Raw genomic sequence first — 17100 nt, forward strand, 5'->3', positions numbered from 1 at the left:
AGGAGTCAGGAATCAGGAGTCAGCCAAACCGTTCAGGCGCCTGCACTGGCGGCTCTGCAAAGGTCCTGCCTTGACAGCATAACTTGGCAAAGCTTTTGGTTGATGGCGGGCGGCCCTTTATACTGCCCCGGCGAGCTGCGCATTGCGCAATCCTAAAATCTCAGGAGAATTGATGAAGGTATTAATTACGGGTGGCGCCGGATTTATCGGCTCACACTTGGCCGAACAGCATCTGCGGGTTGGTGATGAGGTTTATGTCATTGATGACCTCTCGACCGGCTCGGTCGAAAACATCCAACACCTCAAGGAATTTCCCGGCTTTCACTATCACATAGACACCGTCACCAACACGCGCTTGACGGCGGAGTTGGTGGATCTGTGTGATGCGATCTATCACTTGGCGGCGGCGGTGGGCGTCAAACTGATTGTCGAAAGCCCGGTGCGCACCATCGAAACCAACATTCGCGGCACCGAAGTCGTGCTGGAACTGGCGGCCAAAAAACGTAAACGCGTCTTGGTCGCTTCGACTTCGGAAGTGTATGGCAAACGCGAACAGGTGCCTTTTCACGAAGACGACGACCTGGTGATGGGCGCGACCAACAAAGGCCGTTGGAGCTATGCCTGCTCCAAGGCGATTGATGAATTCCTGGCCATCGCCTATTGGAAAGAGAAACAGGTGCCGACCGTGATCGTGCGCCTGTTCAACACGGTCGGCCCGCGCCAGACAGGGCAATACGGCATGGTGATTCCGAATTTCGTGCGGCAGGCGTTGCAGGGTGAACCGATCACCGTGTATGGCGACGGCACGCAATCGCGCTGCTTTACGCACGTTTATGACATTGTCGGGGCGTTGATGAAATTGATTGGGCATCCTGCGGCGGTGGGCGAGGTTTATAACATCGGCAGCACACAGGAAGTGACGATGTTGCAATTGGCCGAGCGCATCAGGGAACTGACCGGCTCGCCTTCGGACATCGTTTTCCTGCCTTACGAGCAAGCGTATGAAATGGGTTTTGAAGATATGTTGCGGCGCGTGCCTGACATCGGCAAGATACAGCGGTTAATCGGCTATCAACCGAGTTTCACTTTGGACGAAATTCTCACGAGTGTGATAGAGTCGCAGCGCGTCAAGTTAGCGAATCGGAGCGGAACGATCTTACCTGCGTTTCGCACTTAGCCCTACTCACTGGATCAATTACTTGAAGCTTATGACGTCACTGGAGCAGGCGCGGCTGCTGCGGTTGGCGCGTAGTTTGGCGGATCTACCGGCAGTCCGTTCGGCAACTCCGGCCTGCGGGCCATCTCTCAGGAGAAGAAGTATATGTGGCTTGCTGCGAGTGTCGGCGCCTTCACTCTGCTGTTGAGCTTGGGTTTGACTTATCTGGTACGCGCGCAGGCAACCCGCTTTGGCTTTGTTGCCGCGCCGCGTCAGGATCGTTGGCATCAGCGGCCCACCGCCTTGATGGGCGGCATTGCGATTTATGCCGCCTTTCTGACCAGTTACTTTTGGGTCTTCCCTCATTCGCCAAAGATGGTGGCGATTCTGGTGGCCGGCACCTTGCTGTTCGTGACCGGCCTGCTGGATGATCTGGTTCAGTTCAAACCCTACATCAAACTGGTGATGCAATTGGTGGCGGCGGCGATCACGGTCTATAGCGGCTTGCGGCTGCAATTGACGGGTTCCGAACTGCTCAATGATTTCATCACGATTTTCTGGCTGGTCGGGCTGACCAACGCCGTCAACCTGCTCGACAATATGGACGGTTTGGCCGGCGGCATCTCCCTCATTGCCTGCGTCTATCTTTCGCTCACCTTCTACTTAAACGGTCAGGTTTACGAAGCCATGCTGACCGTGCTGCTGGCGGGTGCCCTGCTGGGGTTTCTGGTTTTCAATTTCAAACCGGCCTCGATCTTTATGGGCGATTGCGGCTCCATGTTTTTGGGCTACACGCTGGGCGGCATCGCCTTGCTCAGCAATTACGGCTTCACGCGCAACCTGGCCTCGGTCTTTTTGACGCCGGTGCTGATTCTGATGATTCCCATCTTCGACACCTGTCTGGTGACGATCACGCGCAAGGGGGCGGGCCGTCCGGTGTCGCAGGGCGGGCGCGATCACACCTCGCATCGTTTGGTGGCGCTGGGCATGTCCGAACGCAAAGCCGTGTTGGTGCTGTATGTGTTGGCGGCGATGTCGGGCGCGTTGGCCTTGCTGGTGCGCGGCGCGCGACTGGAAGTGACGGTGTTAGTCGCCTCCGGCTTTGCGCTGACGATCATTATGCTGGGGCTGTATCTCGGCAAAGTGCGCGTTTATGCAGACGGTCGGCATCACGGGAATGAACTGGTCAATGTGCTGAAAGATTTCGCCTACAAACGGCGCGTCTTTGAGATTCTGCTCGATTTCTGTTTGATCGTGCTGGCCTATTTCGGCGCCTATCTGCTGCGCTTCGAGAGCGAATTGCCCGCCGAACAATGGGATATTTTCATCCGCACGCTGCCGCTGATTATCGCCATTCAATTACTGCTTTTTTTGGCGGGCGGCATCTATCGCGGTTTGTGGCGCTACATCGGAATTGACGATTTTCTGGCGCTGGCGCGCGCCGTCGGATTGGGAGTGGCCGTCAGTGCCTTGATGGTGTTTTCGGCCTACCGGTTTCGCGGGCCTTCGCGCGTGGTGTTTATCATTGACGCCTTGTTGCTGTTGGTGTTTATCGCGGCCAGCCGGTTGTCGTTCCGCCTGTTCGCCGCCTTGCTGGTGGGGCAACGCGTGGCGCAACCGAATGCCCGGCCCGTGCTGATTTATGGCGCGGGCGACGGCGGCGATTTTCTGATCCGCGAACTGGTCAATCATCCCGAATTGCATTACCGCCCCATCGGCTTTATTGACGACGACGAACGCAAAGCCGGCAAACTGATGCGCGGCTATCGCATCTTTTCCAGTGCCTTGCTGCCTGAATTGGTGGAAGAACACGGCGTCAGTGAAGTGCTGGTTTCCAGCATCAAAGTGCCCGAAAGCAAGCTGGATTTTTTGCGCGGCCTGGGCCTGGCGCCCAAACGCCTGCGCATTCAGCTTGAGTAAGCTGGCAAGCGTTGGCCTTGCAAATAAAACAAAGGGTGAAGCGCAATCGAGTTGCCGCTTCACCTTTTGTTTTAGGGGACGGAAGCCGATGCCGTAACCTTCAGTCACATTGCTGGTAGTGGCTCAAAGAGGGGAGGTCTTGCCGCAGATGGCCGCTGAAAAACGCGGATCAAACCTGTTGGCCATTCAATTGATCTGCGTGCCCCGCGTTGATCTGCGGCTTGGCTTTCTCCCCATTGACCCACTACCACATTGCTCAGCCGCGCTGTGACTTGGTGACGCTGCGGCTGTTTCTAAATCAAAGCACACAGGATTGGTATACGGGACAGTACCGCGCGCGCCGGCAAGCGGCACGTGGCGCGAGTGGCCGCTGGCTGACGCGCGCGGTACTGTCCCAATGTTGCGAGCTTCGATTTAGCGCATACCGTAAGCAGGCACAGGTATGTCGCCACTTTGTCCCTGGTTTTGAATCAGGAAGCTGCCGTTGCTGCTGCGTTTAACGAACCACGTACCACTCCGCCGCCAGACCGCAATATCCGCCTTGCCATCGCCGTCATAATCGCCCGGCGTCGGAATATCGAAGTACGGCGCATAGTTCGCGCCCCACGAATCCAGGATGAACCCGCCATCCGATGACTTGCGGATGTACCAGATCGAATCGGCCCCGCGCCAAATCGCCAAGTCCGCTTTGCCATCGCCGTCATAGTCAGCAGGCACCGGCGTATCGAAATACGGCGCATAACCCGCGCCCCATTGAATGCTCGTCACCGTGTTCGTCGAACTGTTCAGGATGATCCAATTGGGCGCAGGGGCAATCGCCCCGGGCCGGAAGATGGCCAAGTCGGTCTTGCCATCGCCATCGTAATCGGCAGGCACGGGGATGTCGTCCTGCTGTCCGTGTGTCAGGATCAGGAAGGAGCCGTTCGAACTGCGGTTGACGAACCAAGTGCCACTGCGCCGGAAGACGGCGATGTCCGTCTTGCCGTCGCCGTCGTAATCGCCCGGCACTGGCACATCCGTCGCCAGGCCCCAGGCTTTGACCAAGGCGCTGCCATCGCTGCTGCGTTTGACGTACCAAGTGCCGTTCGCGGGCCGGAAAACCGCGATGTCGGTTTTCCCGTCGCCATCGTAATCACCGCTCAGCGACACATCGCCCGTCGTGCCCCATTGCAGCGTTTGCGCCTGCTGCTCGCCGCTGCGCTGAATACGCCATTCACCGTTGGCTGCGAGCAAGGCCAGATCGCTCTTGCCATCGCCATCGTAATCGTTGCGCAAGGCCAACGCCGCCATGTTCGTGCTGATCAACACCGTGTAGCTTTGACTGGCGGAACAACCGTTGCTGGTGGCGGTGATGGTGAAGGTGTAGCTGCCCGCCGCCGTCGGGTAGCCAAAGAGCAAGCCCGCCGCGTTGTAGAAGCTCACGCCCGGTGGGAGCGTGCCGGTCAGCCCGTAACTGTAGCTGGCAGGAGGCGAGGCGATGATCGTTTGCGAGTAGAGTTGCCCGACGCTGCCCTTTGGCAAGCTGGTAGGCAAGGTGATCGTCGGGCAACCGCCGTTGCCGATCGCGACAGTGTAGCTGCGACTCCCCGTGCAACCGCCAAAGCCGGTCGCCGTCACCGTAAAAGTGGCTGAGCCATTCGCGGTCGGCGTCCCGCTCAGCACACCAGTCGCCGGATTGAGCGCCAAGCCTGCTGGCAGCGCGCCGCTCGTCACGGCAAAGGTGTAATTGCCGCCCGCCGGACTGGCCGTGATGCTCTGGCTGTAAGCCGTGCCAGTGGTTCCATTCGGCAAGCTGGCCGGAGACAACGTGACGGTTGGGCAAGTGATCGCCAGCGCATAGACCTGCGTGGCGCTGCAACCATTTGCCGCTTGCGCCCGCAGCGTGAAGTTAAACGTGCCAGTTACCAACGGCGTCCCGCTCAGCACGCCCGTGCTGGGGTTGAGCACCAAGCCGTTCGGCAGATTGCCCACCACCAGCGCGAATGAATAGCTGCCTGCCGGGCTGACCGTGATGGCCTGGTTGTAGGCCGTGCCCACCGTCGCATTGCTCAACGCGCCCAGCGTGATGGCCGGACAAGCAATCACTATTGTGTAATCGCGGAAGCCGCTGCAATTCAGCCCCACCGCCGCCGTCACGCGGAAGGCATACGTGCCCGCCTGCGTCGGCGTGCCGCTGAGCGCGCCCGTGCTGGCGTTGAGCGTCAAGCCATTCGGCAACGTGCCGCTCGTCACGCTGTAGCCGTAGCTGCCAGCGGGCACCCCGCTCACCGTTTGGTTGTAGGCCGCACCGACCGTTCCGTTGGACAGTGCCGCCGGGTTGAGGCTGATGGCCGGACAGTTCAGGTTGAGCGTGAAGGTGGCGTCGGCCATCGCCCCGCACTGGTCGGTAGCGCGGATGGTGATGACAAATGCTCCACCCGGGGCAGCGTTGGTCAAGCCGACCACGCCGGTTGTGCTATTGACCGTGAGGCCGCCCGTGTAACCGCCCGCGCTCAGCAGGGCGATGGAGTTGATTGACCCGTTGTCGCTCGGCCCACTGATTGGCGTGATGGTCAGCGCCTGGCCGATTCCGACTGTTTGCGGTGAACCGTAGCCGAGTGTCGGCGGCGGGTTGGCCGTGACAGTGACGTTCAGGTTGGCGCTGACTGACGAACCGCCACTGTCGGTCACGGTCAAGGCGAAGCTGGCGTTGGTTGCGCCGCAGGCGGCTACGACGTTGGCGGTCACGCCGCCCGCGCTATTTACGCTGAGGCCGGAGATGGTGACGCTGTTGACAGTCGCGCTCGTGGCGTTGTTGACCTTGATGCTCAGGGTGTTCTCGGCGTCTTCGGTGTCATTGACGTTGGCGATGGTGGCGCTGGCGGCTGGGCTGCCTTGCTGGCGCGCGACGGTGGCGGCGGCGATGGTGGGCGGGTTGTTAATCGGAACGACCTGCACATCCGTGATGGTGAATTCGGAGATGTCGGCGGCGGTCAATGAAACGCTATCCAGGCCGTCAATCGTGACGCCGCTGCCTTCGGCGGTCACGCGCAATTCGTCGCCAGTGTAGTTGGTGTTGTTGATCGTGAAGACAGTGCTGGCCGGATAGCTGGCGATGAAACCGGGTAAGCCGACAACCTGTTTGCTGTTGGGCCGATTGCCGCCGTTGGCGGCGACCCGTTGCCCGAAGCCGATGGGCCAGGCCGAAGTCGTGCCGACCGCGCCGGTGTGACCGGGAATGTCAATCACCAGCGCGCCGTTGTTGTAAACCTGCACGCGCTGCGTGGCGGAAGGGATGACGCCGAAGTCCGCCGTGACGGTGTAAATCTCGCTGGTGACGGCCACTGGTGTGCTTTGCGCTTGCTTGGGCGTGGTTGTTGGACGTAGCGGTGCTGAAGTCGCGATTGATTTCAGCATGCCCAACGTTTGGTTGGGAGTTCCATTGACCGTGCCGGTGGCCTTGGTCACAATCTTTGATCCGGCGGCGATAGCTCCAGCCTGAAACGCGGCCAACAACGCCTCCAAAGCTTGGGTGGCCCCCGCATCACCTAACATAATGCTCACGCCGTCCAGCTCGCTGCTGCCGATGTTCGAAACGGTGAGACCGCTAGGCCCGGCTGACAGTATGGCGGTTTGCGTCTGACCAGGGAGCAGCGGCTGCGCACTTTCAAAGGGTAAGCCGAATGCGCCTACTGCCGGATGGCTGGCGGCGATGGTGCCTTGATCCATGTGGGCCAGCACGGTGGCGCTGGAAACAAAGTTGACGAGGGCGGTGGGATTCAGCGCCGTTACGCTGATCTCCGTCACGTTGGGCGTCGGCAGGTTGGACGCATCGCGCACCGTCTTCGGATCTACAAAAGTAGCTTTCGCGGTATTGGAACGGGAGTCGTAATAACTTTTCGCGGCAGTGGTGTAAGGTGAAGCACCGCCGACAATCGTCAACGGAGACAGGTTCGGCCCGACAAAGGCGAGCAACAGATTGCCCGTCGCGCCATAGAGTTGGAAGAGGGATTGCGTTGAGCCGATGCCGGAGAAGTCAACAGCGTGAATCACATCCATCCCATTGCCCGTGAAACTGGCAGTGGCGATGACTTGTCCTGCCAAGCCGTTTATCTGCCCGTGTGTCTGCATCGCAATAGTGTTGCCGTTGGGTCTGAGGTCTGCGGCTGGTTCCAGCGTGACTCCCGCACCTGTGGCCTGACCAAGCTGTATCGTGTAGCCATTCAGACCGGGGTTGTTGAGACCGGAAATGAGCACTGAACCATCCGGGCCAAGAGTGACTTGCGCTTGCCCCACTGTCGTCACCGGCATCCCGCCAATCACAAAAGCCCAACTCAATGCGTAACTGCGCAGGCCCACGCAGCCATTGCTGTCGGTTGCTCTGATGGTAAAGCTTGCGTTGCCAGCCTGCGGCGGCATGCCCGACAGCACGCCCGCCGCCGAAAGCATCAGCCACCCCGGCAAGGCGCTGCCACCGTTCAAACTGTAGCTCACCGCGCCAGTGCCGCCCGTCGTCGAGAGGCTTTGATTGTACGGCACTCCTGTTATGCCCGCAGGCAGCGTGTTGGGGCTGAGCGCCATCACCGGACAGTTGACCGTGAGCGTGAAGCTGGCATCGTTCGTCGCGCCGCAATTGTCAGTTGCGCGCACCGTGATCGTGTGCAGGCCGGTCGGCGCGGCGTTGCTGATTGCCACTACGCCACTGGCATTGACTGTCGGCGCGTTGTTGAGCGCGGGCGACACACTGACGATGCCGTAGCCGGTGATCGAACCGTTGTCACTGGCCGTCGCGGGGCTGACTGTCGTCGAACTGCCTGCCGTGATGCTTTGATTGCCGTAGCTGAGCGTGGGCAGCGTATTGGCCGTCACCGTAACGATGAAGTTGGCCGTCGCAGACGCGTTGTTGCCATCAGTCGCGGTCAACACGACCGTGTTATCGCCAACGGCCGCAGTGCACCCGGCAGCGACGGTCGCGGTGATCGTGCCGCCGCTGTTGCCGATGTTCGTGACGCTGAGGCCCGCCGGTACGGTCGTTGCCGTGACGCTGATGTTGCCTGCGGCGGTCAGATCATCGCTCACGGTGGACAGTGTGGCGGCGCTGCCAGCCGTGCCTTGTTGCCGCGTGATGGTGGCGCCCGCAATGATCACCGGTGGAGTATTCACGCATTTGCCCGCGCTGCCCGCCGCGACGATGGACTGAATCTCGCTAACGGTGAGTGCGCGGTTGTACAGCGCCAATTCATCAATGACGCCATTGAAAAAATTGTTGGCCGCCGCATTGCTTTCACTTCCGATCTGCAAGGGGTTCGCGTTGTTCTGCGGCGTGACGGTCTGCACGACGGTTCGATCAAGCACCCCGTTGAGATAAAGCTTCATCTCCGAGCCGGAGGCAGTCGCGGCGATGTGCGTGAGGACGCCCACGGGTATAACAGCCGTGGAGTACATGGTTTGAAAGTTGACGCCGTCGGAAAGCGTGAAACCGAGCTTGCCTTGATCCGTTAATGAACCGGTGCCCTGCACAAACAGCGTATAGGCTCCACTCAAGGTCGCCCCCGTATTGTTGCCTTTCCAGACGATGTCCATCCCGAAGAGATTGTTGGCATCCACTCTGACCCAGGCTTCAATCGTCAAAGTCGTCAGGTCGAGGCTGCTGTTATCGTTGATGCGGACGACACTGGCTTGCCCGCCGCTCTTGAAGCCTTGATTGACTTCGGCAGCCGGGAAGGAATGGCCGCTGCCTTCAATCACACCTGAATTGCCGCCGGCGATGTCGTTCGCGTTGCCGTCGAGCGGCCACCAACTGACCAGTCCGGCAGGCGGGGGTGCGCAAGTGAATACCGGCGCGGCCGCCGCAGGCTTCAGCCCGCGCCATTGCGCCAGGCTGAAAAGCAGGACGGCCAGGGTCAGGGCTGAGCAAAACAAGATGCGACGAGTCGAACGGGTTGGGCTAATGAACATGGCATTTCTCCTTGTTGTGTGACGGAAAAAAATTGGTTTGCATACTCTTTAGCGAAAAAAATGATTGCGCCGTCTCACCGCTGGTAATTATTTTCGTGCTTTCATGTTGGTATGGCAGAAACAGGCAAAACATCAGGGCAGAAACTTGGCGCTACCCTATAAAAATCGTAACTGCGCATCCAGGGGGGGCACTCCCGAATTATTTACAGGCAGAAAAATTTCCTTCTGTAAATTTTTCGGTGACAACGTAGGGGCAGACCTGGGTGTCTGCCCCGGTGGCATTAGACGTAAGCGGGGGCGTCTGACCCGACCGGGGCAGACACCCAGGTCTGCCCCTACGTTGTCGTCACCGGATTTTTTACAGGAAGAAAATTTTGATTTGCATACTCTTTAGCGAAAAAAATGGCTGCGCCGTCTCACCCCCTGGTAATTTTTTCTACGGCTCAGCCCCATTGAACATAGGCAACCTGCTTGGGCGCTTGTTAGAATGCGCCGCCACCGCAACACGATTGCGCCGTATCCAGGGGAAAGGCTTTCCATGTCTGAGACCGCGACAACCCCCGTCACACAACTCTTGCAAGCCTGGCGCGCGGGCGATCAGGCGGCGCTCGATCAACTGTTGCCGCTGGTACACACCGAATTGCACAGCCTGGCGCGCCGCATGATGAGCCGCGAAAATCCGGGCCACACCTGGCAAACAACTGAGTTAGTCAATGAGGCGTATCTGCGGCTGGTGGGGCAATCCCACCAGGCCGAATGGCAGGATCGCGCGCATTTCTTTGCCGTCGCCTCCCAGGTAATGCGCCATCTGTTGGTGGATCACGCCCGCACAAAGCAGGCGGGCAAACACGGCGGCGCCGTGCAACGCATGGCATTGGAAGAAGCGGCGCTCGTTGCGCCCGAACGCTCGGCCACCCTGCTGGCGCTGGATGAGGCGCTCGACCGGCTGGCGGGCGTTGACGCGCAAAAGAGCCGCATCGTCGAGTTGCGCTATTTCGGCGGCCTGACGGTTGATGAAGTCGCCGACGTGCTCGGTATCGCCGCCATCACGGTGAAACGCGAATGGGCCAGGGCGAAGCTGTGGCTGCATCGTGAAATGCAAACAGGGGCCGCGCAATGACTCCGGCATTTCAGCGTAGGGGCAGATCTGTGTGTCTGCCCCGGTGGCAGCAGACGGAATCGCAGGCCGCAAAAGCGACCGGGGCAGACACACAGGTCTGCCCCTACGTTGTCGGGGTTGACACGCAGGTCGGCCCTGATAGGTAGAAATCCAATGTCATACGATCCCGAAAAGCGAAGCTGTGGCCGCATCGTGAAATGCAAACAGGGGCCGCGCAATGATTCCGGCATTTCAGCGTAGGGGCAGACCTGTGTGTCTGCCCCGGTCGCATCAGACAAATTCGGATGCGTCAGAACCCAGCATGGTCGTCGCTCGATTCGCCTGCGCGGGTACGATTATTCGGCACCGGGCAAGTATTTTGTGACTTTTTGTGTGCAGCAGCGAAAATGCCTGTTCGGAGAGGTCAGCACGAGCGAGATGAGTTTGAACGAGGCCGGTCGGATGGTTGAAAAATGGTGGCAGGAGTTGACGCGCAAGTTTCCACTGGTGGATTTGGATGAGCACATCACGATGCCGAATCACTTGCACGGCATCATTGTGATCGTGGATCGGCGCAAGCGCGAGAAAGACCTTTTCTACGAAGGAAAAACAAACGACCACATCACACAAGCCCTGGCAGCGCTCCCTGAAAAGAGCGCGCCTTTGCCGGAAATCGTGCAATGGTTCAAGACGATGACCACCAATGAGTACATTCGCGGAGTCAAGCAATCGGATTGGCCGCGGTTTGAACGCAAACTCTGGCAGCGCAATTATTACGAGCACACCATTTTCAGTCTGCGGTCATTGCAGAATATTCGCCAATACATTCGCGCAAATCCCGCGCTGTGGCCGTATGACCGGGATAATTCCTTTGCTAGTGCGCCTGATCGTGAACAGGTCAGGCTGCTGCTTGCGAGCAAGTTTGAAATAACGGAGGAAGAACTCAATTTCATCCTCGATTTTGATGACGAATATCGGGAGGAAGAGGTTCCCGGCGCGTAGGGGCAGACCTGCGTGTCTGCCCTGGTGGTGTTTAGCGCATTCGATTTCGTCTCAGGCGACCGGGGCAGACACACAGGTCTGCCCCTACGTTGTTGGGTTGACACACAGGTCTGCCCCCTACGTTGTTGGGTTGACACGCAGGTCTGCCCCCTATGTTGTTGGGTTGACACGCAGGTCTGCCCTCGACGGTTGAGCGACAAGGCAGCAACAGGAAATGTGTAATGACACCGGCACGCTGGCAACAAGTTGACCAATGGCTCGAAGCCGCGCTCGAACAGCCACTGGCTGAACGCGCGGCCTTCCTGGCACAGACTTGCAACGGGGACGAGGCGTTGCGGCAAGAGGTCTTGTCGCTGGTGGCTGGCAGCGCGCGCGCCGACGATTTCTTTGAAGCGCCGCCGGTCGCCGAAATGAGCGCGGCGTTGCAACGCGCCGAGTCCGCCGTTGCGCCGGGACAGCATATCGGCCCGTACCGGATTTTGCGCGAGTTGGGGCGCGGCGGCATGGGCGTAGTGCTGCTGGCGGTGCGCGACGATGATGTTTATCAAAAGCAGGTCGCCATCAAACTGGTTTCGCCCAATCCGCTGCAACCGGAATTGCTGCGGCGCTTCCGGCGCGAGCGGCAGATTCTGGCCAATCTGGATCATCCGCACATCGCGCGTTTGCTGGACGGCGGCAACACGGAGCAAGGCTGGCCGTATCTGGTGATGGAATACATCGAGGGTGTGCCGCTCGCGCAGTACTGCCAGCAACAAAAGACGCCGCTGGCCCAGCGGTTGGCGCTCTTCCGCGATGTGTGCGGCGCGGTGCAATACGCGCATCAGAACCTGATCATTCATCGCGATCTGAAACCCGGCAACATTCTGGTCACAGCGGCGGGTGAGGCAAAGCTGCTGGATTTCGGGATCGCCAAACTGCTTGACCCGCAACATCACCAGCTTACGGCGCATGCGACGCTCACCGGGACACAGTTGATGACGCCCGAATACGCCAGCCCCGAGCAAATGCGTGGCGAACAGATCACCACGGCCAGCGATGTTTACAGCCTGGGCGTGCTGCTTTACGAACTACTGACCGGCCAATCCCCCTATCGTTTCAAAAGCCAGGCGTTGCCCGAAATCATCCGTACCGTTTGCGAAGACGAAGCCCTGCCGCCCAGCGTGCGCATGGGCCAAAGTACAGTCGGGGCAGACCTGCGTGTCTGCCAACGTACCGTAGGGGCCGACCTGCGTGTCGGCCCCGGTCGGGGTTTGACGTCTGCGGGTTTGTCTGACGCCATCGGGGCCGACACGCAGGTCGGCCCCTACCCTGTTTTGCCAGCCGAGTTGAAAGGCGATCTGGACCTCATCGCGCTGACCGCTTTGAACAAAGAAGTGCCGCGCCGTTATGGCTCAGTCGAACAATTGAGCGAAGACCTGCGGCGTTATCTGGCTGGGGAACCGATTCTGGCGCGCACCGCTACGTTTGGTTACCGCATCGGCAAATTTGTACGCCGCAACCAACTCGGCGTGAGTACCGCCGTGCTCGTCCTGTTGACGCTGATTGGCGGGATTATCGGCACGACCTGGCAGGCGCGCGTGGCACAAGAACAGGCGCGCGTGAATCGCCGCTTGGCTTACGCCGGGCAAATGCATCAGGCCGTGCAAGCCTGGGAGATCGCCAACATGGAGCAGTTGGGCGATTTGCTCGAACAATCCAAACCCCAGCCCGGCGAAGAGGATTTGCGTGGCTTCGAGTGGTATCACCTGTGGCGGTTGGCCTATCGCCACGGCGAACGCTACAGCCTGCCGCATCCGAGCGACGTTTGGGCGGTGGGTTACTCACCTGATGGCCAACGCATTGCTTCGGGTTGTGCCGATAACAAGCTGCGCGTGTGGGATGCCGCCACCGGGCGCGCACTGGCCACGTTCAGCGGACACACGGGGAACATCTGGGCGATCGCTTTTTCACCCGACGGTCAGCGCATCGCCACGGCGAGCGGGGATCGCACGGCGAAATTGTGGGACGCGGCGACGGGGCGCGAACTCCTCACCTTCAACGGCCATACCAACCAAGTGATGTCCGTGGCGTTTGCGCCGGACGGCAAGACGCTGGCTACTGGCGGCCGCGACAACACGCTGAAATTGTGGGACGTGGGCACAGGCCGCGAACTGCGCAGCCTGCAAAGCAACGCCAGTTGGGTCAATGCCGTGGCGTTTTCGCCGGATGGCCGGCTGCTGGCAACGGGGCACGCCATTACCCCTAACCTCAAATTGTGGGACGCCGCCACGGGCCGGGAGCTGCGCGCTTTCAATGAATTTGCGTGTGCCGTTTTGTCGGTGGCGTTTGCGCCGGATGGCAAGAGCGTGGCAGTGGGTTACAGAAACCGCTTCGCGCAATTGTTTGAGGTCAGCAGCGGCAAACTGCTCGCCATGTTCAAAGGTCACGCCGGTGAGATCAGAACCGTGGCGTTATCACCAGATGGAAAGTTGCTGGCGACGGGCAGCGCTGATCGCACCGTTAAGTTGTGGCGGGCGGTGACGGGTGAGGAAGTGGCTACGCTGAAAGGCCACCTGGGCCAGATTTGGTCAGTGGCCTTTGCGCCGGACGGCCAGCGCCTCATCACCAGCGGCGATGACCACACCGCCAGGCTATGGGACATTCCCGCTGCGCTGGAATTCACGGCGCTCAAGTTTCTTGGTGGTCAGCAAGCCTTTGCGCTGTTCTCACCCGATGGCCGGATACTGGCGGTAACAGGTCAGACCTACACCGTCAGGTTATTAGATGCCGCCACCGGCCAGGAACTCGTGACCATCGCCGAGCGGGCTGACCTCACATCGTTGGCCTTCTCGCCTGACGGGAAAAGTCTGGCCACTGGAAATCGGGACGGCAAAGTGAGTTTGTGGGATGCGGACACCGGTCAAGAGTTCATGACTTTCAAAGGTCACACGGCACAGGTCAACGCCGTGACGTATTCACCCGACGGCCAACGGCTGGCGACGGCTAGCTCGGACAAAACGGTGAAGGTCTGCCAGGCTGCTACGGGGCAGGAACTCTTCACGTTCAAAGGACACACCAAGCTGGTGCGCGCTGTCGCCTTTTCGCCGGATGGCAAACGCCTGGCTTCCGCCGGTTACGACAACGTCGCGCGCCTCTGGGACAGTGCCACGGGCCGGGAACTGGCGGTGCTCAACGGTCACACAGAGCCGCTGCTGGCGCTGGCCTTTGCGCCGGATGGCAAGACGCTGGCGACCGGCAGCGCCGACAATACGGCGAAGTTGTGGGACGTGGCGACGGGCCGCGCACTCGGCACCTTCAAGGGGCACGCGGGCCACGTTCGCTGTCTGGCGTTTTCGCCGGATGGCACCAGACTGGCGACCGGCAGCGCCGAAGGAATGGTCAGATTGTGGGATGTCGCGACGCAGCAGGAGATCATCGCGCTGAAAGGCCACGACGACGCGGTCGGTTCCGTCGCTTTTGCGCCCGACGGCCAGACGCTGGTCAGCAGCGGCACCGATGGTGTCGTGCGGTTCTGGCGCGCGGCGACGCGGCAGGAAGTGACGGGTATGGGCGGCCAGTAACTCTGGTTGATTCTGACTCCGACCTATCGTCCACAGACGCGCCGCGTCAAAAGAAGCAACAGACTCTCACCAAATAAATGCTTCCTGCAAAAAATCCGGTGATGACAACGTAGGGGCAGACCTGTGTGTCTGCCCCGGTGGCAGCAGACGGCATCGAAGGCTGCAAAAGCGACCGGGGCAGACACACAGGTCTGCCCCTACGTTTTGCGGTCTTTTGGCTGGCAAAAATTAACTCACCTTGACCACCACCAACGTCTGATCATCCTGCGGCGCCATTGAGCCTAAAAACGCTTTGACATCCGCCATGATTGCATTGAGCGCCGCGCCCGCATTCAGCTTGTCGGTTTGTGCGGCCACGGCCATCAGACGCTCTTCGCCGTATTCTTCCTGTTTGGCGTTCATGGCTTCGGTGATGCCGTCGGAATAGAAAAACAGCGCGTCATCAGCGGCGAGTTGCAGTGTTGCTACTTTTAAGGTCGCGTTGAAAATCTTGCCTTGATTCAAGCCCAGCCCCATGCCCGCCGGACGCAGCAACTCGGTCGCATTGCGGAGCGGGCTGCGCCAGACGGTGGGATTGTGACCGGCGCGGGCGTAAGTGAGCGTGCGCGTTTCAGGATCGAGCACGCCTAAAAACAGTGTGACAAACACCTTCTTGCGGCAGGCTTCATACAGATGGCGATTGACCTCGCGCAGGATGTTACCGGGATCGCTTTGTTCTTCGGCGACCGAGGCGAGCAGGCCTTTGGTCAGCGTCATATACAACGCCGCCGGGACGCCTTTGCCCGAAACATCGGCAACGACGATGCCCAGTCGTCCATCGGGCAGGTTGATGAAATCGTAAAGATCGCCGCCGACATCTTTGGAGGGCGTACAAATCGCCGCGATGTCATAGCCGGGCAATTGCGGCGGCGCGCCGGGCAGCATCTGTTGCTGGGCGCGGCTGGCGACTTCCAAATCGGCTTTCAAGCGTTCGCGTTCGGCCCGGTTGGCCGCTTTCAACAACGGTTCAAATGCCGTCTGCGGCAGTTCCTGGCCGCGCCAAACGCCGATCAACGCAATCACCAACGCGACGCCTAAACCTGCCAACACCGTCCAGCCGGAGTTTTTCAAGGCGGGCAGCGGTTGCGCCAGTAAGCCGCGCGCCTGCAAGACGGCCAGCGAACTCAGGGCGCTCACCAGCACGGCGAGAAAATCAAAGCGCCGGTAGATCGTGAAATAGGCCGCCGCTAAACAAACACCAAACAGCAAGGCGGCGGGCAGCGAAGCGACGAAATAGGCTTCGCCCGAAAACCAGACTGTGCCGGCCAGCAGCACCGCCAAACTCGCCCACGCGCGCGGCAAATAGGCGGCCAGCAAGGGCACGATCAAACTGAAAAAAAGGAAGACGCTGAAAAGATGGTCAGACGTCAACGCGGACAGCACGGGTGATTGCGCCGTGATCTGGCTGTATGAATCCCGGATGCCGAAACGCAGCGCATTCAGATACGGCAAGGTCTTCAGCAAAAAGGGCAGCGCCGCCAACGCGCCGCCCAGCAAGACCCCCACCGCAATCTGTTCCCAGAGGTAGCGTGACTTGAGCCGCCCTTGTATCAACAATTCATACGCCACCGTGCGCCGCAGCTGGGCGCGCGCCGCCAGCGAATGGCCGCTGGCCCAGAACAAATAGAGCGGGATGGCGAACAGCAACATCACCAGCGCCAGCACGGCGAACCTGACGAGGGCCGCCAGCGCCGCCTGTTTGATCGGCACGTCAACATTCAAATCATCCAGATAGCCGCCGAAATAGCTGCACAGCAGCATGAAGAGAAAGCAGAACGCGAAATTGAGCAGCGCATAACGATGCAGCAATTCGCCATTGCCCCAGCCCAGAAAGAACAGGAAGAGACAAATGATGCTGAAGGGCAAGAGCAACACGCCGAGCAGCGTTTTTAAGACATCCTGGGTCGGATTTTTATTGGCATCGGCTTCGTGCTGAAACGCTTCGCTGAAATTGGGCGCAAACCCGACCTCGCGCACCTGTGCGCCGCGCACCGAAATTTCAGCCAGCAATTTCAGCCGGTCATCCGTTGCAAACGTGGCTGTCCAGGTGAACTTGGCGTTCTGGCGGTCGCGCGTTAATTGCGGCGCTGGCGCAAACAGTGCCTGCTCGGCGCCGCTGAAACTATTGAAGGTCGTCTCAGCCAGCGCCTGATTAGGGGGCGCTTCGGTGGGCGCGGTGGTGGCGGCCTTTTCTTCGGTCTTTTCGCGTTCGCGTTCGCGCCGACCACCCGGATCAGGATCAATTTGAATGTCGCCGCCGCAACGCTCGCGGCAATAACGAATCAGGCGGCCTTGCGGCGTGAGTTGCACGATGACCCGGCCCTCTTTGCCGTTGGAATGCAGCTTCACTTCCGTCATCAAAGAGGGCAGCAACGCGGCCACCACGG

6 protein-coding genes and 1 pseudogene are annotated in these 17100 nt (G+C 59.8%); 5 read left to right on the plus strand and 2 right to left on the minus strand.

Translation table 11 applies throughout. The features are described from left to right. Positions 1-172: 172 nt before the first annotated feature. Both HY011_27890 and HY011_27895 read left to right on the plus strand, forming a co-directional pair. Entirely contained in the window at positions 173-1177 is a 1005-nt protein-coding gene (locus HY011_27890; GenBank protein ID MBI3426769.1) for a GDP-mannose 4,6-dehydratase, read from the plus strand. Positions 1178-1321: 144 nt separating this feature from the next. Then, positions 1322-3076 (plus strand): hypothetical protein, encoded by a 1755-nt coding sequence (locus HY011_27895; GenBank protein ID MBI3426770.1) that lies wholly within the window; start codon positions 1322-1324, stop codon positions 3074-3076. A 414-nt stretch (positions 3077-3490) separates the two neighbouring features. Here the strand turns inward: HY011_27895 and HY011_27900 are convergent, their stop codons facing one another. Further along, positions 3491-9013 (minus strand): putative Ig domain-containing protein, encoded by a 5523-nt coding sequence (locus HY011_27900; GenBank protein MBI3426771.1) that lies wholly within the window; start codon positions 9011-9013, stop codon positions 3491-3493. 538 nt (positions 9014-9551) lie between these two features. On the opposite strand from HY011_27900, the gene HY011_27905 reads away from it, so the two are divergent. The 3 genes and pseudogenes from HY011_27905 to HY011_27915 all read left to right on the plus strand — a co-directional run bounded on the left by HY011_27905 (position 9552) and on the right by HY011_27915 (position 14674). Then, positions 9552-10133 (plus strand): sigma-70 family RNA polymerase sigma factor, encoded by a 582-nt coding sequence (locus HY011_27905; protein ID MBI3426772.1) that lies wholly within the window; start codon positions 9552-9554, stop codon positions 10131-10133. Between the two features lie 252 nt (positions 10134-10385). Beyond that, positions 10386-10952, plus strand: a pseudogene (locus HY011_27910) (transposase). A gap of 383 nt (positions 10953-11335) precedes the next feature. Continuing rightward, on the plus strand, positions 11336-14674 hold the full coding sequence (locus HY011_27915) for a protein kinase (protein ID MBI3426773.1): 3339 nt from the start codon (positions 11336-11338) through the stop codon (positions 14672-14674). Between the two features lie 228 nt (positions 14675-14902). Here HY011_27915 and HY011_27920 read toward each other — a convergent pair. Further along, positions 14903-17100, minus strand: a 2198-nt coding sequence (locus tag HY011_27920) for a SpoIIE family protein phosphatase (protein MBI3426774.1), incomplete at its 5' end; no start/stop codon positions are given.

This window comes from Acidobacteriota bacterium, assembly GCA_016196035.1.
GTDB lineage: Bacteria > Acidobacteriota > Blastocatellia > RBC074 > RBC074 > JACPYM01.

Excerpts from the sequence above, each read along its gene's own strand:
- HY011_27890 (MBI3426769.1), top strand. The coding sequence starts at position 173 with ATGAAGGTATTAATTACGGGTGGCGCCGGATTTATCGGCTCACACTTG.
- HY011_27915 (MBI3426773.1), top strand. The coding sequence starts at position 11,336 with ATGACACCGGCACGCTGGCAACAAGTTGACCAATGGCTCGAAGCCGCG.
- HY011_27905 (MBI3426772.1), top strand. The coding sequence starts at position 9,552 with ATGTCTGAGACCGCGACAACCCCCGTCACACAACTCTTGCAAGCCTGG.
- HY011_27900 (MBI3426771.1), bottom strand. The coding sequence starts at position 9,013 with ATGTTCATTAGCCCAACCCGTTCGACTCGTCGCATCTTGTTTTGCTCA.
- HY011_27895 (MBI3426770.1), top strand. The coding sequence starts at position 1,322 with ATGTGGCTTGCTGCGAGTGTCGGCGCCTTCACTCTGCTGTTGAGCTTG.